This window comes from Rheinheimera sp. SA_1 (genome assembly GCF_001669775.1).
GTDB lineage: Bacteria > Pseudomonadota > Gammaproteobacteria > Enterobacterales > Alteromonadaceae > Pararheinheimera.
Genome location: NZ_LXWK01000016.1, coordinates 265,931 through 285,477, shown reverse-complemented (window position 1 = coordinate 285,477; position 19,547 = coordinate 265,931). Strand labels below are relative to the sequence as shown.

The 19,547-nt window shown below is 47.3% G+C and carries 17 protein-coding genes; 11 read left to right on the top strand and 6 right to left on the bottom strand.

Translation table 11 applies throughout. The features are described from left to right. The first annotated feature begins 37 nt into the window (after positions 1 to 37). The 8 genes from A5320_RS13330 (at position 38) to A5320_RS13295 (ending at position 6,556) form a co-directional block, all read left to right on the top strand. Positions 38 to 430: a hypothetical protein gene (locus A5320_RS13330; RefSeq protein WP_157605839.1), complete on the top strand. Its 393-nt coding sequence runs from the start codon at positions 38 to 40 to the stop codon at positions 428 to 430. A gap of 164 nt (positions 431 to 594) precedes the next feature. Then, on the top strand, positions 595 to 1,728 hold the full coding sequence (locus tag A5320_RS13325) for an alpha/beta hydrolase (RefSeq protein ID WP_068065578.1): 1,134 nt from the start codon (positions 595 to 597) through the stop codon (positions 1,726 to 1,728). Positions 1,729 to 1,899: 171 nt separating this feature from the next. Continuing rightward, a complete protein-coding gene (locus A5320_RS13320) occupies positions 1,900 to 2,811 on the top strand; it encodes a hypothetical protein (RefSeq protein WP_068065573.1) in 912 nt (303 codons plus the stop codon). Between the two features lie 590 nt (positions 2,812 to 3,401). After that, positions 3,402 to 3,665, top strand: a complete 264-nt coding sequence (locus tag A5320_RS13315) for a hypothetical protein (RefSeq protein WP_068065570.1) — start codon at positions 3,402 to 3,404, stop codon at positions 3,663 to 3,665. Positions 3,666 to 3,701: 36 nt separating this feature from the next. After that, positions 3,702 to 5,006: an alpha/beta hydrolase gene (locus tag A5320_RS13310; protein WP_068065569.1), complete on the top strand. Its 1,305-nt coding sequence runs from the start codon at positions 3,702 to 3,704 to the stop codon at positions 5,004 to 5,006. A 92-nt stretch (positions 5,007 to 5,098) separates the two neighbouring features. Continuing rightward, positions 5,099 to 5,617: a GNAT family N-acetyltransferase gene (locus tag A5320_RS13305; protein ID WP_068065568.1), complete on the top strand. Its 519-nt coding sequence runs from the start codon at positions 5,099 to 5,101 to the stop codon at positions 5,615 to 5,617. 87 nt (positions 5,618 to 5,704) lie between these two features. Then, on the top strand, positions 5,705 to 6,139 hold the full coding sequence (locus A5320_RS13300) for a YybH family protein (protein ID WP_068065563.1): 435 nt from the start codon (positions 5,705 to 5,707) through the stop codon (positions 6,137 to 6,139). Positions 6,140 to 6,181: 42 nt separating this feature from the next. Then, the gene (locus A5320_RS13295) at positions 6,182 to 6,556 is read left to right on the top strand and encodes a hypothetical protein (RefSeq protein ID WP_068065560.1); all 375 of its coding nucleotides are present in this window, start codon (positions 6,182 to 6,184) and stop codon (positions 6,554 to 6,556) included. A gap of 207 nt (positions 6,557 to 6,763) precedes the next feature. Here A5320_RS13295 and A5320_RS13290 read toward each other — a convergent pair whose 3' ends face one another. Continuing rightward, on the bottom strand, positions 6,764 to 8,149 hold the full coding sequence (locus A5320_RS13290; protein ID WP_231916730.1) for a Na+/H+ antiporter NhaC family protein: 1,386 nt from the start codon (positions 8,147 to 8,149) through the stop codon (positions 6,764 to 6,766). Positions 8,150 to 8,447: 298 nt separating this feature from the next. On the opposite strand from A5320_RS13290, the gene A5320_RS13285 reads away from it, so the two are divergent. Beyond that, complete coding sequence (locus tag A5320_RS13285) at positions 8,448 to 9,917, top strand: diguanylate cyclase (RefSeq protein ID WP_068065555.1); 1,470 nt, start codon at positions 8,448 to 8,450, stop codon at positions 9,915 to 9,917. A gap of 24 nt (positions 9,918 to 9,941) precedes the next feature. Here A5320_RS13285 and A5320_RS13280 read toward each other — a convergent pair whose 3' ends face one another. The 3 genes from A5320_RS13280 to A5320_RS13270 all read right to left on the bottom strand — a co-directional run bounded on the left by A5320_RS13280 (position 9,942) and on the right by A5320_RS13270 (position 14,451). Next, positions 9,942 to 10,940: a malonyl CoA-ACP transacylase gene (locus A5320_RS13280; protein ID WP_068065552.1), complete on the bottom strand. Its 999-nt coding sequence runs from the start codon at positions 10,938 to 10,940 to the stop codon at positions 9,942 to 9,944. After that, positions 10,937 to 13,177, bottom strand: a complete 2,241-nt coding sequence (locus A5320_RS13275; RefSeq protein WP_082971760.1) for a thiamine pyrophosphate-dependent enzyme — start codon at positions 13,175 to 13,177, stop codon at positions 10,937 to 10,939. Before A5320_RS13275 ends, A5320_RS13280 begins: the two co-directional genes overlap by 4 nt. A 98-nt stretch (positions 13,178 to 13,275) precedes the next feature. Then, on the bottom strand, positions 13,276 to 14,451 hold the full coding sequence (locus tag A5320_RS13270) for an acyl-CoA dehydrogenase (protein WP_068065551.1): 1,176 nt from the start codon (positions 14,449 to 14,451) through the stop codon (positions 13,276 to 13,278). Between the two features lie 96 nt (positions 14,452 to 14,547). Between A5320_RS13270 and A5320_RS13265 the strand changes: the two genes are divergently transcribed. Continuing rightward, the gene (locus A5320_RS13265; RefSeq protein ID WP_068065546.1) at positions 14,548 to 15,399 is read left to right on the top strand and encodes a LysR family transcriptional regulator; all 852 of its coding nucleotides are present in this window, start codon (positions 14,548 to 14,550) and stop codon (positions 15,397 to 15,399) included. A gap of 25 nt (positions 15,400 to 15,424) precedes the next feature. Here the strand turns inward: A5320_RS13265 and chrA are convergent, their stop codons facing one another. Both chrA and bdpA read right to left on the bottom strand, forming a co-directional pair. Continuing rightward, complete coding sequence (gene chrA, locus A5320_RS13260) at positions 15,425 to 16,612, bottom strand: chromate efflux transporter (RefSeq protein WP_068065544.1); 1,188 nt, start codon at positions 16,610 to 16,612, stop codon at positions 15,425 to 15,427. Between the two features lie 247 nt (positions 16,613 to 16,859). Further along, the gene (bdpA, locus tag A5320_RS13255; protein WP_068066737.1) at positions 16,860 to 18,362 is read right to left on the bottom strand and encodes a BAR domain-like protein A BdpA; all 1,503 of its coding nucleotides are present in this window, start codon (positions 18,360 to 18,362) and stop codon (positions 16,860 to 16,862) included. Positions 18,363 to 18,622: 260 nt separating this feature from the next. Between bdpA and A5320_RS13250 the strand changes: the two genes are divergently transcribed. After that, positions 18,623 to 19,513 (top strand): hypothetical protein, encoded by an 891-nt coding sequence (locus tag A5320_RS13250; protein WP_068065543.1) that lies wholly within the window; start codon positions 18,623 to 18,625, stop codon positions 19,511 to 19,513. Positions 19,514 to 19,547 lie beyond the last annotated feature (34 nt).

The following is a 19,547-nucleotide window of genomic DNA, read 5'->3' as shown; positions in this document are numbered from 1 at the left end:
CTTTCTGGTCAGAGCGTGAAAATTTAGTGAGGAATCCTTGAAGGAAATTAGGTTCAGTGAGCTTTACATGCAGGCTACGAAAGACGGGGAGACATATAACTTAGAGTTTCTTGTTGCTAGTGGGCATATGGAGTACGAAGTTTCAGTTGAATTGGAAATGCGTGATTTTCTGGTTCTCGAAAATGATAGCGAAAGAGCGGCATTTTTACAGGCGACACTACATTATCCATTTCAAGCCGGTAGGTCAGCGCTCACCAAAGAGAAACTACGTGAATATTTGGATGTAATTCTTCATGCTAGCCAATCTGAGGTTGAAAGGTTTCTAACAGATATGGATCACGGAATCGCTAATGGTGCGATTTCAAATATGGTTAGGATCACAAAGCAACGAGACCAATATCTAATGCGACAAGGGAAGTGGTTCATTTAAATTTGAAGATAACAAGCGGCAGCAGTCGGACTCGGCAAAAGCTGTCAACAATTTTGCTGGAGCAAAATTAGCGCCAGTTTTACATCGCCCCTGCTTGAAGCGCTAGCGCTAAAACGCGTTTCGCGTCCTAGTTACGAGTAACGTCATAAAATTAAGGAAAAATAATGAAAAAAATAATTTATGGATTACTGCTGCTCATACTTGGAAGCCACTGGAGTAGCTGGGCTGCTGCGCGCCTCCCTGTATTACAAGAACTGGTGATTGATAGTGCTGTGCTTGGCGAAAAGCGTGACCTGGTGATCTACCTACCATGGGGTTATCAAAATAGTCAGCATCGTTATCCGGTGTTATACCTGACCGATGGTGACATTCAGGGTCCACATACGGCCGGTACGGTAGATTATTTATCAAAATTTGAGCAGATGCCGCCAATGATTGTGGTCGGTATTGTTAACCCACCAGAAACACGTGTCAGAGACCTGACTTTAACTCCATCAGACAAGCAAAACCCCAATCAATTGGAAAATGCAGACAGATTTTTAGCCTTTGTCGAAAACGAAGTGATTCCTTTTGTGAAACAACAGTACCGCACTCTGGACTATCAAGTACTCTCCGGTACGTCGCATGGTGGTCAGTTTGCAATCAATGCGTTGGTGAAACGACCAGGCTTGTTTCATGGCGTTATCGCCATCAGCCCGTCTTTATATTGGAATAAAGACCAGCTGCTTGGGTTATCTGAACCAGCTTTAAAAAACCATCGCTTGCAAGGGCGCTTGTATGTATCTATAGCCAATGAAGAACCGACCATGACAGAGCCGTATCAACGATTTGTTGATTTGTTTGCACGTTATCCATCTGACGAGTTGGTTGTGGCGTCCAAGATATTTAGCAACGAAACTCACAATTCGACCGTGTTGCAAGGGCAGTATGCCGGATTAAAGTACTTGTTTTCCGAATGGCCTATTCCAGAAGGTGAGCCTAAAGCTTTGGCTGATTTGCAGGCAAAGTTTGCCAGTCGCTCGAAACTTCTCAAAACAGACCTCATGATCCCGGAAGATAAAGCCAACGGTTACGCTGGGTGGTTGCAATATTTAAATCGGCAAGATGATGCATTGGCATTGCTGAAGTGGAATCGTGAAAATTATCCTCAATCGTTGAATGCTCACACAGCCTTAATTAAGGCTTACTTACATTTCAAAATGGCAGAAGACGCCAAAGCAGCACTTAAAGATGCATTGAAGACGATAAATGCGCTTAGCACTGAACAAAAAGCACAGCTTGAGGCTTTGTTTACTTAGTATGTATTCGTGTTCAGATGCGTTAACAAACGCCATTAAAAACGCGCCCTTTGGGCGCTCGACTCGCAACAAATTGCTTGCGTTTGTGGCGGGAGTTAGGTCGAATCATTACATACCGGCTTCAGTAGGTATTTTTCGAGCCACGAACAAATTTTCCAATAAGGCACTTGTATGCACAGCAACCCAAATTCGACTTGGCGAATCTTTTTGCGCTTGTATTTACCTTTTGCTATTGCGATAACCCTCCTCACCCTAGCAATTACGACAACTGAAATCGCTGCAACTGGTAGAATTGGATTATTTCTACAGAACTCAAAGATTGGAGCTTTCGGACTTGATCTTCCAATTGGAAGGCTTTTTACTGAAATTCAACTTTTTAGGGCTACCGCTATTGTAGGCGCTATAATCGCGATTATCTTTGCTTTAAGCCTAAACATTGCTTCACTTTTCCCTTCTGAACTAACCTTTGATGTTTACTACGACATTCAAGGAATTAAGAGAAAAATTAGTGAACTAGGACTCACACGTGACGAAAGCATTAAGATACTTCCTGATTGGGAGGATCATCTTCTGGTTTATGAGGAAATGATCCTTACCAGTCTTAGGGCGCTATGGCATAAAGACACTGAACGACTTGCGTTAGTCCCAACCCTCGCACAATTTAGAGGAAGTATGAGCGGTATAGGCAAAAGCACCGTGCAGCTTCGAAGAATTGGCCTTCTACATTATCGATTTATATCCAGCGGCGGAAGGGTTGAATTCTCTGTAAATCAACAAAAGAAGGCTCGGCTCGCGTTTACAATGGAATTCCACTTAAGAGAATCCCCTCACAATCATGTCCGCATTCCATTTACCGAACTGATACCCTTTCCAAGAGTTAAGATTTATCCGGAGTACAGACAGGCGTTCAGTATAGATAGCTTCAATCAATCAAATGTATATGATCACGCACTCATTGTGCACTCGGTATTGAAGGTGCTTCCGGTGCCTGCATACTCTGATAGCATCTATTTATATGAGATACCAGGCAAAGGTTACATTCCAATCGGATACTGCGTGTATCACGGAAAGTTCGGATTTTAGTCGGCGTATTGCAAATGCGGCCTAACCATTCGCTCAAGTTAACATTTTGCGGCATGCTCAAACGTTAGCTTGAAAAGCAAAGTCGGTTTAATAGCGATTTTTAGTAACGTGCGGTAGGTTTGCACGTTCGTTTCGGCAGCGCCGGTGTTCATCGTGCAACATGCTCGAAAGGTAGTTAAAAGGAATTAAATCCGTTGGCCTCTTGCGCCAACGACCCGGAGGCGGCAGCGTGGTTTTGCTGTCGTTAGTTTTTAAATTGCCTGGCTGGCGCTGTTTGTTGTGCATGCGCGGGTCGTCGAGACTGTAGAAAAACCTCTTTTCACCCGATATGGTTTGTGATCAAATAGTGTTGTCTGATTTTCGCCAGACTATTTAGCAAGCCATGAGCTAAATACCCAATAAAGTCAGCAAATGGATGATTTTTATTGCCTTTAACATACTAGAGCGGTTGATTTTATGTAGGTTAAAGGTTAATTTCCGATGCGTTAAATTCAGCAAAGAATGTAGCAGGAACCGATATTTGCGGGTTCTGTTCAATCGAGGCAACGGCTTAATCGCAGCATCACATTCATCTCACACAGGTATATAAAATGGATTTTAATTCTAGTCATTTCAATTCTGATCAGATCATGACCTTTGGTCTTACCTGGGCTGTTCTGCCAATGATTGGTATGTTTTTGGTACATATTGGTTTTGGCGTGGCAGTATTGCACGACGCGAACCGACTGCAAAAAGAGCATGGTTCCTTGGCATTTGTCAGCGCTTGGCTGTGGTCGTTAGCCGTTTTATTGGGTGGCGTATTTGTCGCATTAGCTTATTGGGTCATTCATCACTCAGCACTCGCTAAACGTTAGATTTTATATAACAAAGCAAGGAGCAAAGGTTAATCAATGAATCAGATTTTTATCATACTGGCGCTGCTACTGTTCACATTCGCGGTGCATGCCCATCCAGTTACGCCAGAGCAGGAAAGTATCGCCCGAATTGAATATCCCACCGATACGCTTTATAAAATTTGGCTGACGCAATTAACAGATCATCAGGCGGCACTAAATTTTTACAATAAGCTGGTTGAAAAACATCTGGTTGAACTGAAGAAAAATGATGAAAAAATGGTCACTGTAACTTACTTTGCTCAAGGCAGTGCCGATACGGATTATATGTTGCAGTCCGGTGGTCCCGATTTTTATGGATTAAGATTCAAGCGATTAGGTAATAGCCATATCTATTTTTGTGTTCAGGATATCCCAAGTGATGCATGGTTCAGTTATGGCGTGAATGAATTTACACGTAAAAAAGCGACAGCTTTAGCCGGTATTGAACAAACAGCAATGACACATCTCTATGATGGCGCGGTGATTGGCCCAACGGCGCCATTATCTTCATTTATCCAGGCAACACAGTCCACGCCCAAAGGAGCATTGCGCGACTTTCAAATTAACAGCAAGTTTATGGCAGAGCAGCGCAATATTCAGGTTTATGTACCAGCTTCGTATGATCCAAAAGTTGCGCATAATCTGGTACTGCAATTTGACGGGCAAAATTTCACGGCCAGTCCAGAGCACGATTCAGTTTGGCAAGGATGGACGCCAATGCCCACAATTCTGGATAACCTAATACATCAAAAGAAAATAGCGCCAACCATCGCTATTTTTATCCACAATCAGGGCAATCGTTCAGCTGATCTGATTAGTGACAAAATGGCCGACTTTGTTGCCCTGGAGTTAGTTGCATGGGCCAGAAAAAACTACCATATAGCGCCAGAGCCAAAAAATGTGCTGGTCTCAGGGCCGAGTCGGGGTGGCTTCGCCGCAGCAAATACTGCGCTACGTCATTCAAATATCATTGGTGGCGTGTTATCCCAGTCGGGCTCTTTTTACTACACCCTGCAAGAACAAGAAAACTGGCCTGTTTATCCTGAATTTGAAGGCAAGCTTATTCTGGACTACAAGCGTTCAGCCAAACGGGATGTACATTTCTACCTTGATGTTGGCTTGTATGATCTCGGTTTGGGGGCTGTTGGTACCAATCGCCAGCTGCGGGATGTTTTGGAGCTTAAAGGTTATCGAGTTGATTATTATCAATATAAAGGTGGTCATTCACATCTTGGCTGGCGGCATACTTTAGCTAACGGTTTAATTTCACTATTAGGTAAACAAGAAACTTACAATTCATTGCAGCGGTCTGGCCGCTGAATTTGGAATTGGAAGGATTTATAATTTCAATTTTGCTTTAATCGCCAAGTGTAGTTCGCCGCTGTGGCGAGAATTTCTGGTTAGGTTAAGCAATGGACATAAGTTTGGTTACAAAAAATGATGCGGGCCGTTTGGCTGACTATTACAGTGCCAATGCGCAACATTTTTATCGGTGGGAACCTGTCCGTGAACCTGGATATTACAGCGAATCGTCAATTCAGGTTAGGTTGTTTGAATACGAAGAACAACATCGAACTGGTAGTGCCGCCCATTTCATCGGGCTTGAGCATGGTCGCGTGATTGCACATTGTTCACTGACCAACATTGTCTACGGCGCTTTCAGAGCATGTTTTATCGGTTATGGCGTATCAAAAGCATTTGAAGGCACAGGGAGCATGAGCACTTTATGCCTGGCGGCCACAAAATATGCTTTTGACGAGCTCGAATTAAACAGAGTCATGGCGAATTATATGCCTTGTAATGTACGGTCCGGCAATTTGCTTAAGAAGCTTGGCTTTGCCAACGAGGGACTGGCAAAGAAGTATCTGAAAATTAATGGGCGCTGGGAAGATCATGTACTCATGTCTTTGGTCAATCCTGCAAACTTGTAACCAGGCGTTGTGGTCGGATAAATTTACCACTGCGCTGCAAACTTACCTTAAAAATTGGCATTAAAAATTGGCATAAGGTTTCCTAAAATGACTGAAAACAGCCCATTTCTCAACGCTCTGGCAGCCTATGCAGAGGCCGTTCGAAGTAAGGATGTTGATGCTTTTACCGCACTTTATGATCAAGACATTCATGTGTTTGACATGTGGGGACGCTGGTCGCTGCAGGGTCTGATGGCATGGCGGGAAATGGCAATGGGTTGGTTTTCTTCATTAGGGGATGAGCGGGTTGTTGTTACTTTCGACAGTGCTCATTCGACTGTCACCGAAGATCTGGCGATAGGTTATGTCATTTTTACCTACACAGCTATTGCGCCTGACGGTACTAAACTTCGATCTCTGAGTAACAGAGCCACTCTGGCTTTGCGCAACACCAGCGATGGCTGGAAAATATTCCATGAGCACACCTCAGCACCAATTGATCACAAATCACTTCTGGCAATCCTGAGTCGTAGTGACAGCTGAGCATTCTTTTAACGATGTGGTTTGACTTTAAATTAGGTAACCATGAAAAATCTGCTCTTAATCATCGCCGCCATTTTGCTATCGTCCTGCGCGGATCCTTGTATCGACGAAGTCATGAGTCAGGCTGCTGACGCGCAGCAGAAAACGGAATTTGTCCATGTGCGCACGAATTGTGGTGCGACAACCGGATTTTTTCATCAAATTTTTATTGTCGCTGCTGGTGCGAATTACCAGGATGAGAGTCCCATTTTCGCAGCTGACAAGGTTGAACATATCGCGGTGAAATGGCTGGATGCCCAAACTTTAGAAATCAGCTCCGATTCGGCCAGAATTTTTAACTTCAAAAATTTTTGGCAGTCTAAGAACGTCGATAATTTTCAATATGTTATTCAAGTTAAGCTGCATGAAGAGCTTTGAGGTCCAATACAAATTAGATAAGCCCGCCGCAGAACCTGGCGCCAATTTTAAACTCATCGCAGAACGCGCCGAGCAGCATCTGACACCTGCCTGGCGCGGGCAAGAATTTCCGTATTTTCACTTCATTCGGATTGAATGATGCGGTGGCAAAAAGCCCGGTATTATCCGGGCTGTGTTTGCTTAATGATCGACGTTTAATCATCAACGTTAAATCATCCACCAACCCATCAGCAGATAGGCGATAAAACTTAGCACCGCACAAAACAGGGCATAAGGTAGTTGGGTTTTCACGTGGTCCAATAAGTCGCAACCAGCAGCGACCGCGCTCACCGCAGTGGTGTCGGAGATTGGCGAGCAGTGGTCACCAAATACACCTCCACCTAAAATGGCCGCTAGGATCAGCGCTGGCGGCAGATTTAAATCAATCACCAACGGCATGCCGATAGGGATCAAAATCGCAAAGGTGCCCCAGGACGTGCCGGTGGTAAAGGAAATTAGCGCACCGGCCAGAAAGATGGCGGCGGGGATCAGGAACAACGGCATCGAGTTTGCAACCAAACCTGAGATGTAGGTGCCGGTGCCGAGCGTTTTGAGGCTGGCACCAAGCGCCATCGCCAGCAGTAAGATAGTGACCAGTCCTAATAGCTCACTCATGCCTTTGTAACCAATGTCGACCAGTTGCTGATGGTTAAAATGTTTGTCCCAGGCCAGTAATAAATAAGCGACTAAACAAGCCAGCGTAGTGGAATACAGCACAGATTTCGAACCCGATCCTGCAGACAAATCGCCATTGCCGGTCCAATACATAAAACCGACCATCGACACAATCATCGTCAATAGCGGTAACAGCATGTATCGGGTTTTGCTGGCTGGAATATCAATTTCCGGCGTGAAATTGCTGTTACTGCCTAACTGCAATTGCTGATTGGCGAGCAACATCGGACCAAAATGGCGACCAGTGACAATAGTAAATAGTACCAACGCCAGGGTGAATAACGGATAGAAATTCAGTGGAATGGTTTGCACTAAAATCGAAATTGGATTTTCAGCGAGCTGATAAGTACCCAGTAAACCCAGAATATAAGCACCCCAGCCATTGAGTAAAATCAAAATACAAATCGGCGCGCTGGTACTGTCGATGATGTAAGCGAGTTCGGCCCGGCTGAGTTTAAATTTATCAAACAAACCACGGGACAAGATACCAGCGGTCAGCACCGATAAATTAGACTCGATAAAAATGGCGACACCGGTAAAAAACGTCAGTAACCGGGTTTGACGGGCGTTTTTGGCGATACCTTTGCGGATCAGCAGGTTAACCAGCGCACTGACGCCACCGGAATAACGCATAAAGGCCATTAATGCGCCCACTAACAAGGCGAATAACAACAAGCGTGCGTTGCCGGCGTCGGTCATCACCAGCACGATCGATTCCAGCACATTGAGTCCGCCTAAGGTACTGGCTTCAACCACGTTGTGGCCAGATTTGAGCAACAGCAACAACTCAGCGCTGAATAATGACAACAGCAGGGCGACAATCACTTCCTTTTTCCAAAGCACTACCACCAATGCCACCAGGGCCGGGATAAGGGTCATCCAATCCGCCAACATACACCTCAGATTTTTTATGATTATTGTTACGGATCAGACGATAACACAAAATTAAGCGCCTTCGCTATGCGGCGGAGCCTTGCCTGGCAGTGGTTGGCAATAAATGAAATAGCGGTTTCTGGCAACGCAAATCAACATCAATGTAGCACTATTAACTTGTTGCTTATGTCCTTGCCAGCTCAGCTTTAGCGGCTTCTGATATATTGCTGCGTTATCCTTGCACCGGCTGCGAACACTGTTTATGTTGAATACTGCAGGTAGTAAGTTAACGGATGAATGCGTGATGGTAAAAGGCTGCGGTCTGATTTTAAGCATGCTGGTGGCAATTGCTTTGCTCAGTGCTGGCTCGCAGGCGCAGCAGCCGGATGCGTTACTTTTTACCGCCGAAGAAATTGCCTATTTAAAACAAAAACAACAACTTCGTTATTGTATCGACCCCAATTGGTTGCCGTTTGAAGCCCTGGATGCGCAGCAAAAGCACATCGGTATGTCGGCTGATTATGTAACCTTGCTCAGTCGTTTGTTACCGATCAAACTGCAGTTGGTGCCAAGTAAAGACTGGAGTGATTCGTTGTCTTTGGTTGCGACGCAAAAATGTGATTTTTTACCGCTCGCCATGCGCACACCATCCCGTGATACGTTCTTACTATTTACAAAACCTTATCTGAGCATTCCCAGCGTGATCGCGACGACCCTTGATAAACCCTATCTTGAAGACTTGCATCAGGTCGTCACAATGCCAATTGGGATCCGCCGCGGATTTGGTTTTATTGAACTTTATCACGCGCAATATCCAGATTTGCAGATCATTCCTTACGACAGTTATGAAGAAGGGCTGTTACAGGTACAAAGTGGTTTGTTGTATGGATTTTTGGGCAATATGGGTAGCATCAGTTTTAGTTTGCAGCAAAACAAAATGACCAATTTGAAAATCAGCGGCCGCCTGACCGGTGACAGTGAAATGAGCATCGGCAGCCGGATTGACGAGCCGCTGTTGTCGTCCATTTTACAAAAAGCCATACTGCGGATTGATGCCAACGCCCGACAACAGATCAACAATCAATGGTTGAAAGTGCAGTTTGAGCACAAGGTCGATTATCGGCTGTGGTGGTTGCTGGTGACCGTGGTGTTGGTGTTATCGATGCTTGGTTGCTGGTTTTATCTGAAAACCAGCACGCTGAACCGTGCACTGCGACTGGCAAATTCTGAGCTGGAACAACTGAGTCAACACGATCCACTGACTGGTTTATATAACCGCCAGTATTTCGATAGCAAACTGCAACAGGCACTGGCGTTGTGTCAGCGGCAGCAGTTGCCATTAACCCTGGCGATGATGGATTTGGACAATTTTAAACAAGTGAATGACGAGTGCGGCCATTTGTTTGGCGATCAGTGTTTAAGGCATTTTGCCGCTTTATGCCTGCAGAACTTTCAGCGGCCACAAGATATGCTGGTGCGTTATGGTGGTGAAGAATTTATTCTAATCAGTGTCGGTACACCGGCGCCCGATATGAAAAAACTGCTGGAAGCTTTTGTCGGAAAATTTGCCGCTGATGCGGTGGAATGGTCCGGGCAACAGCGGTTTTGTACTATCAGTATTGGCGCTTATTGCCAGGTACCGCCGCTGACACTGGACGTTAAACAGTTGCTGCAACTGGCCGACGAAGCTTTGTATGTAGCAAAAAACCGTGGTCGTGATCAGTTGCATCTGGTAGCGCCTGCGTCGCCTGAAACCAACGCCGAACAGCCTTGAGCTACTTCAAGCCTTGAGCTTCAGTTAAATCAGCGATGCCGCTTCAATTAAAAACGGCGTTGCAGATTGCTGTAAATCGACAAAATCCTGTTTTGAACGCAGGCCACGCCAGCCGATTTCAATCAGACTTTGCGCCACAGCGCCGCCTAGATTCTGGCCGGGTCCCAGCAGAATAATGTGGTCGGGCGAAAACTCTTTTACAGCGAGTTGCACTGCCTGGGTAAAGTTGTAACAACTGCTGACCTGGGTGCCGAAAGTATACTGCTGCAATTCGCGCAAATTATTATGACCTGCCGGCCAAATGCGACCGGCACCATCTATCAGCGGCAAGTTCGGCTGTTGCCAAAGCTCTGGCTGAAATCTAGCGAGCGCGGCTTGCGATGCCTGTTGCATTAACGGGCTATGAAATGCGGCATGCCCTTGTAATAACAACGGAAAACGCTCATCAAGTGGCGGCAGGGCGGCCATAGCATTTGTTACGGCCTGATCAGTACCGGCCAGTACCGCGTAACCGCCATATTGAATTGAACGGTATAAATCCGGAGCCTGTTGCTGTAATTGTGCGGCCACCTGGGCTTGTTTGTCCGGATCCAGGCGCCATTCCGCATCTAATAGTGGATAGATAAACTGCTTACCGGCAGCGCCTGCGGTCAGTTGCGCCATGGTCGAAACCACTTCGGTGCCCAAGACAGCGTCCCAAACGCCGGCACAGCTCATCGCCGTATACCAGCCCATTGAATTTCCGCTGACCGCTACGACTTGATAATCATCAGGCGAAATGGCACCAAATTGACTTAAACCGGCGGCATAAATTAATGCGGCATTATTAGCCGGCTGTTGATGCAGCGCTGGTAAATACTTGTCAGCACCATCTAGCTCGCTGACCGTTGGCAAATTTAATTCCCGCCGTTTTTTATCAATCAGTGATAACGTTTCACTGTGATAAAAAGGGCGTAAACAACCAAATTCAGCTTTTTGATAGGTGCCACGACCGGGACATAACACCAGGGCAGTTGGTTTCATGGCAGTTCCTTGCTGAGCTCAGTGTTAGTGGAGGATGTTGCAAGCGCAGCCTGCGGTAACAAAAGTTTGGCGTGCGCGATGATTTGCGCCACCGAAGGCAGCACGGTGTAAGCCGCAGCACCGAGCGGAATAAAACTGTCTTCAGCGCATAACCGTTGCAGTTGAAAAAAGCCGGGTTTGGTTTCATGCAGGGCGGTAAACAATTCTTCGCTTAACGAGCCACGACGGCGGCACTCGTCGACAATCAGTACTTTGTGTTGTGCGCCCAGGGCCTGGATGATTTTTTCGATATCCAGTGGGATCAGATAACGTAAATCCAATACCGTGACCGCAATTCCTTGCACGGCCAGCTGTTGTTGCGCCTGCAAGCTCAAGTGCAAACCGTTGGCATAACTGATAATGGTCAGTTGCGGATCGCCGGTCGCCGGATAAACCGCCGGAGCGCCAAGTTCTGGTAGCGGCGTATCCAAAGTTGGTAACTCGCGCGCCCATAAATTATCGCCTGGTTGATGTAAATCACGGGTCATATAAAGTGCTATCGGCTCTAAAAATATCACCAACCGCTGTTGCTGTTTGGCCAGTTGGATCGCCTGGCGCAGCAATAATGCCGCGTCATGGCCGTTCGAAGGGCAAAACAACAAAATGCCTGGAATATCGCGAAACACTGCAAACGAATTGTCGTTATGAAAATGACCGCCAAAACCGCGTTGATAACCCAAACCGGCAATCCGGATCACCATCGGATTCTGATACTGGCCGTTGGAGAAAAACGGCAAAGTGGCTGCTTCACCGCGAATTTGATCTTCGGCATTATGGACATAAGCTAAGAACTGAATTTCCGGAATGGGCAAAAAACCTTGTTGCGCTAAACCAATAGCCAGGCCGAGAATACTTTGCTCGTCGAGCAGGGTATTCAGCACCCGGTTGATGCCAAATTGCTGCACCAACTGTGTTGTCACGTTGTACACACCGCCTTTTTTACCCACGTCTTCACCCAGCACCACCGCATTCGGGTATTGCGCCATGGCTTCGTGTAAGGTCCAATTAATCAATTTGGCCATATGCTGGGCTTTGCCCAGATTATGTTTATCAAAATTCAGCACTTCTTCGCGTGGCGCGTTTGCTGGTAATGGCGCCAGGTGTTTTGGTTTTGGGATAATACTGTGCATCACTGCAGCAGCTGACGTCAGCTTCGGTCGGCTGCAGGCAGCATCAGCGACCCGGGCAATTTGTTGATCCAAGGTTTCGGCACACTGCGCCAGACTGGTTGGGGTATGAAGATTACGCGCCAGCAGCAAGGCACTGGCGTATAGCAAGGGGTCTTGTTCCAGTTCGCCTTCAATTTGTTGTTTACGCCGGTATGCCACTTCGGCATCGGCACCAGCATGGCCAAATAAACGGAAGGTTTTCAAGTGTAGTAAAGCAGGTTTACGCTGTGTGCGCACAAAAGTAGCAGCGGCTTGGGCGGCTAGCTTGACCTGATTTAAATCGCGCGAATCGGCACTGAAAGTCTGCATATGCGGGCTTAAACTATGCTGGATCCAGCCGCAAGGCGTTGGCGTGGAAATACCGAGGCCGTTGTCTTCGCATAAAAATAATATCGGTACTGGTAGATGCTGATAATCCGCCCAGCTGGCCGCGTTAATCGCGCCTTGCGCAGTCGAATGATTGGCCGAAGCATCACCAAAACTACAAAGGGCAATAGCGTCATTCGGCCATTGTCCTGGTAACTGCAGCCGTTTGGCTAAATCGATGGCAAAAGCAGTACCAACCGCTTTGGGCAAATGTGAAGCGATGGTGCTGGTTTGTGGCGGAATGGCTAGTGCCAGACTCCCTAATACCTTATGGCGGCCACCAGAAATCGGGTCGTCGCTGGACGCAGTAAACGACAATAACAAATCATAAATCGGTGTGCTGCCAGGTAATTGTTTGCTGCGTTCAATAAAAAAGGCACCGCTGCGATAATGCAAAAATGCCGGATCGGTGACGCGTAACTGCGCTGCAACTGCCGCGTTTGCTTCATGGCCACTGGAGCCAATGGTGTAAAAGCTCTGGCCTTTGGCTTGTAATAACCTTGAGCGTAAATCTAATAAGCGGCTACTGAGCATCGACAAAAACAGCTGATTGAGTTCTGAGTCACTGAGATCCGGCGCTAAATTCAAAGGTGTTGGCAACAGCGCATTGCGGCATTTTTCAAAATATGACAGTGCCCAAGCGTGGGGTTCGTAGTTACTCATACAGGTCCTTTATTATTGTTATTGGACATGCCGCGACGTATTTTAAAGCCGCGGCTGGTTATCTGTGATTTACGGGTTTTCACAGCGACTGGCTGTCGTTAACAAAATGCCTGCAAGCCAGTCATGGCACGCCCTAAAATCAGCGCATGCACATCGTGAGTACCTTCGTAGGTATTCACCGCTTCGAGGTTCATCACATGGCGGATCACATGGTATTCGTCGGCAATCCCGTTGCCGCCATGCATATCGCGGGCGATGCGTGCAATGTCCAACGCTTTGCCACAGGAATTACGTTTAATCAACGAGATGGTTTCCACCGGCAAAGTACCGGCATCCATTAAACGGCCAGCCTGCAGACAACCTAATAACCCCAGGCTGATGTCGGTTTGCATATCGGCGAGCTTTTTCTGAATGAGCTGGGTTGCTGCGAGTGGCCGACCAAACTGATGACGATCGAGGGTATATTGGCGGGCGGCGTGCCAGCAGAATTCAGCGGCGCCCAAAGCACCCCAGGCAATGCCGTAACGGGCTTTGTTTAAACAGCCAAAAGGTCCACCTAAACCCTGGGCATTGGGTAGTAACTGCGATTCCGGCACTTCCACTTCGTCCATTACAATTTCACCGGTAATCGAGGCACGCAGCGAAAATTTGCCTTCAATTTTTGGTGCAGTTAACCCTTTCATGCCTTTTTCCAGAATAAAACCACGAATAACACCATCTAGCTTGGCCCAAACCACAAACACATCGGCAATCGGTGAGTTGGTGATCCACATTTTGGCGCCCGATAGCAAAAATCCGCCGTCAATTTTTTTCGCTACTGTGCGCATACTGGCTGGATCTGAGCCTGAATCCGGTTCGGTCAGACCAAAACAACCAATCCATTCGCCGGTGGCCAGTTTTGGCAGATATTTTTGACGCTGCGCTTCACTGCCGTAGGTATAAATAGGGTGCATCACTAACGATGACTGCACACTCATGGCGCTGCGATACCCGCTGTCGACCCGTTCCACTTCCCGCGCAATCAGACCGTAGCTGACATAATTGATGCCAGCACAACCGTATTGCTCGGGCAAAGTCGCACCTAAAAAGCCCAATGCACCCAGCTCTTGCATAATGGCCGCATCAAAATGTTCGTGGCGATTGGCTTCCAGAATGCGCGGCATCAGCTGGTCCTGGCAATAATCCTGCGCCGCTTGTTGGATCATCCGTTCTTCTTCGGTCAGTAAAGTATTGAATGCAAATGGGTCTTGCCAGTTAAATGCGGTTTTGCTCATGGTGGTGGTTCGCCTCTGTGATTCTGATTGCCATCTTATGAAGGCTGCGTATAAAGTTAAATCATATACAACCTGTTGCTGGTATAGATAATAGCTATGGATACACGTCAGTTGGGGTATTTTGTCGCGGTTTTTGAACAAGGCAGCATCAGTGCAGCTGCCCGGCATTGCTTAGTGGCGCAGCCATCAGTGTCGGCGGCGTTGTTGCAGCTCGAGACCGAACTTAATTGCAGTTTGTTTATTCGCTTGCCCAAAGGCGTCAAACCAACCGAAGAGGGCGAACGCCTGTACAGCCAGGCGAGTCAAATTATCAGCCAGTTGCAGGCGGTCAAAGCTTCATTCAGCAAACCGCCAAAACGACTGCAGTTTCGACTGGGTTTAGTGCGGGCATTAGGTGTTGAGCGGATGAGTCAGATTTTAAAGGAATTTCATAGCCAACTGCCGGGTCTGGAGCTGCACTTAGTCGAACCGGACGAACCTTGTGATGCTCGGATCATTAATATTCGGCAGCTCAAAGCCGGGGAACAGTATCAACATTTGTGGAGCGACGCTTATTTGCTGGCTATTCCGGCGTTGCATCCGCTGTGCGCCAAAGCTGAAATTTCGCTGGAAGATTTTAAAAAGTTACCGCTGATTAAACGCACACCATGTGATGCTTGGGACCAGCTGCAAACCGCGCTGAACCGGCAGAATATTAAAGCCGATATTCGCGCCAATATTCATACTATCGAATATGCTATTGGTTTAGTTGGTGCCGGCATTGGCTGCGCTTTACTACCGGCCTTTGAAAGCCATCGTAACCGGGCAGAGATGCAGATCCGGCCATTGCAACTGCCACTGGCAGAGCGGGAATTGGTGCTGGCGTTTAGTAAAGATTTGCAACACCAAACCGCAGTGAAAACCTTGTGTGAGGTGGCGAAAAAACAGTCGTTGGCGAGCCGCGATTAGCAAGTTTATCGTCAGTTGAGATTTATCAAAGCCAAGGGCTGATCAGCAAACATAAAATCACCAACCGCCAGGCTGGTTGCCGCCCTGCCATCAGAAATACCGTGGCGAATACCGCCACGACTGCAGTTTGCCAGTTATCAATGGCGGAAGTTAACACCGGGTCATACCATGCCGCGAGCAAAATACCAACCACTGCCGCATTGATACCGGACACGGCGCGCTGTACTGCAGGGTATAGTCTTAGTTGCTGCCACCATGGCAATACGGCCAAAAGCAATAAAAATCCCGGCAAAAATATCGCGATGGTGGCCAGTACACCATTCAATAACGGCGCCTGATCCACACTGGCGGCAACTCCTAAATAACTGGCGATGGTAAACAGCGGGCCTGGTACGGCCTGCGCTGCGCCATAGGCTGCGACAAACTCGTTTTTACTGACCAGTCCTTGCGTCAACATTTCCGCTTCCAATAGCGGCAACACCACATGACCACCGCCAAATACCAAAGCGCCGGCGCGGTAAAAACTGTCGACGATCATGAGTTCAGTGGAGAAAGCAGCCAGCAACGGGAGCGCGACCAGCAAACCAGTGAACAACAGGGCACAGCTGATACTCAACCGTTGTTGTGCTGGTGTGAAAGTGCGTGTTATTTCCTGGCTGGAGGTAGATGTTGTGATCTTAAAAGCAGGACGTGGATACCACCAGCCAATGAAAGCCGCACCGGCAATGATGGCAATCTGAGTAAATACCCCAGGGCTGAATAAGCTAATTAAGGCAGCAAGGGTCACCAGCATCAACTGTGGCAAGCTATTCACTAAAGTGCGGCTCATACCCCAAAGTGCCTGCGCCACTACGGCCACTGCCACAATTTTTAATCCGGCCAACCAAGGCGATATATTAAAACCATCAGCCACCGCATAAGCCAATACGCCTAATAACAAAGCCGATGGCAGCGTAAAACCCAACCATGCTGCAATGGCGCCAGCAACTCTTGATTGCATAAAGCCCAGCGCCATACCCAGCTGACTACTGGCCGGTCCCGGTAAAAACTGACATAACGCCACCAGCTCAGCATAAGCTGCGTCATCCAGCCAACGGCGTTTTTGCACAAATTCCTGCCGGAAAAACCCAAGATGGGCAATAGGGCCACCAAAGCTGGTACAGCCAAGTTTTAAAAAAATAAAAAAGATTTGCAGTAAAGAGAGTTGAGGCATCAGGCAACACAGGTTCTTTGGAAAACCAAATGATGCCAGATTTTGGTGACAAGATTAAAACCTATTTTCATAGATTTATGTAGGGCGTCACTCACCGCGGCAGCGGTAGTGCGCCGGATGAACACAGGCAATTTGGGTACCTAACGGCGGACTAACTTCGTTGAGTCCGCCCTACGTTTTTATATTTTTCCATTGAAAACAAAAAGTTAATTTAAACGTAGGTGCGATAAGCATAGCGCCATCGCACTTACATATAGGCCTTACTAAAGCCTTCTTTCGACTGCTGAATATAAGTCCGGGCTTTTTTCGCATGCTGCTCCCAGGCGGCTTTATCTTTGGGATCAGTAAAGGGGTTTTGCTCTGGCGAAATCGAGCGTTCAAAACGGTCGTAGAAGGTAATGGCAGACGCGGTGATCTGGTTAAAACGTTCTTTAAATTCCTGCATGCCATCCAGTTGCTCAGAGGTTTTCAGCATATATTGCACCAGCTCGGTGGTGTTTTCGCTGGCGAGGTAGCCTTGCGCTTTATTGGTGACATGATTGCTGACCAGTTCGGCGATTTGCTGACGATTACTTTCTTCTTTGCTCATCACCTTGCTGTAATTTTCCTGAGTGCGCGCCATACCACCGTGTTGCAGGTAATCACGCAGGTGTTTGTCGAGATCTTTTCGAAACACTTCGACGTTACGCAACATCAGTTGTAGCTCAGCATCAAGTGTGCTGACTTGCAGCAGTTCTTTTTCCAGCTCAGATAAAAAAGTTTCCGCTTTTTCATACACTTTCAGCCCGTTTTCTTCGGCAAACTTGCGGTCTTTGCGGTTTAAATCGGCATTTTCATAGTTGGAGCGGTCAAAGGTACTGGCCAAAAAGGACTTAAATGGTTCAGCAAAAGCGGCATAAGTACCGGCGCTGACCACGGTTAAAGTGGCAGTCACTAAATCACCAAAAGGTTTAACCATTGAATTGAGCCGCGCTTGCTGCAGCGGCGACGCCACACGTTTAGCATCAGCTAAGATGGTTCGAAACGAAGCATAAGCCATTGGATTGGACATTTTATTGCGCTCGGAACTCGCCAGCACAAAGGTGATACTGGAATAAATGGCGTTGGCGTATTCGAGATACTGGCGCTGACTGTCCAGCTGAGCGGCGTAATTTTTGCCCAGTGCTCTGAAAGATTCAGCCTGCACATCGTAGTTTTTGTTGGTTTTTAGCTGATCAAGAATGCCACTGATAATCTTCTGCTCATTTTTTTGCAAAGCGGTATCGAGCAAAATCCGATCCAGCACAAAATCATCCAGCGCCAGCTGACCGTTCACCGATTCAATATCTATGCGGATAAATTTGCGGCCTGGGTCGTCAATGGAGATGCGATGCGCCAGATAATCGGTGGCGCCGGCCGCGTTTTCAATCAGACCCACTTGCTGCCACTGACTATCGACGCGCACCGAGGGTGACGTCAGGATATTAATCCGGTAACTGGTCTGATTGCTTAATGGTTTGACCCATAATTCTAATAACCCAAGCTCCGACACCGGATAACGGCTGATCAGTGAAGCATTACCACGCTCACACAACAAACCACCTTGGCCAAGACGGGCTACTTCACGGCTGATTTGGCAGCCGGACAAAATATTAAAATGCTGATTATTGCTTTCAAAATCGCTGCTAAATACCGCCGATTGCGGATTGGCGACACTGGACTGACTTACTAAACCGAACACAGTGACCAGACTTGCCACAAACAGACGCATATAAACCTCAGAATTTGTATATTCAAAACTTCCAACTGCAAGCATGAAGTAGCACAGTGCTGCATATTGAATTTACCGCAGCTGAATCGCTACTTTAAGTGCTTGTTACGATAGCTGAAATCATTTCTGGCATAAAGTCTGTTCTGCGCATTACCGTGGTGGAGTAAGACCGTTGCAGATGCACTGTAGTTATCTGTTTCCTGTTGGTGATTAAACTGTTAAGTTTATGGTATGTAGCTTATTGAATCAGGGACAAGCAGATGTTAATTCTTCCTCGTTATCGCAGTCGCAATTGTCGTTTTTTGGGCAGTGATGGTCGTTTTGTTTATGGATCGATGTTGCTGCTTGCCATGCTGCTGACGGTAGGCAAGGCACAAGGGCGCACTGCCACTTTAACCACGGCAGAGATCAGAACCTTAAAAAATGCCGTCACAGTGCTCAAATATCAGCCGCAAATTGAGGCGCTTGCCAAGAATTGTGCGGCTGATGTTTTGCAATATTTACCAACTGTAATTGCTGATGCAGATACCGGGTCGTTGCAGTCATTGTTGCAAAAAAAATTAAATATGACGTCGGTGCAGTTGTTTAATTTACTGCAGGAAAACGAAAAATTCGCCAATCTGACCCAAGCTGCTGCTGTGAGCACGCCGGACTGCAACGACCGCGATGCTATTGTCGATTTGGCCGAACAATATAGCAATAACTACACGGCACTGGAGTTAAGCGATGCTTTAGGGTCATGGCATCAGCATTTTGTGACGCCAGAAGCTACACCAGCGATGGATCCGGACCAACTCTCTGGTTTAATCAGCAACAGTCACAGCATCGTGTTGGTAAACATTCAGCCAAAATCAGTCCTGACGTCACTGCAACAAGCCAATTTTTTGCATATTGACGATAAAAGCAGTTATGTGTTTGAAGTACAACAAGGCTGGAAGGCGGTAGGACCGCGCTATCAGGGATTGCATATCCATCTCAGCCCGAAAAATTACCCGCAGCAACCTAAACGCTGGTTATTGCTGCTCGACACCAGTTTTCACCCGAAAACTGCACTGCACGGGGCAGAGCTACAGCAAGCGTTACAACTACTTGGTTCTCCGGCCTGGATCTTTAACCGGCAGGGCGATTTGGTAAGGGCGGGGAAGTCTTAGATGTAGGTTGGTATCGAGCCAAATTCCTGCCCTA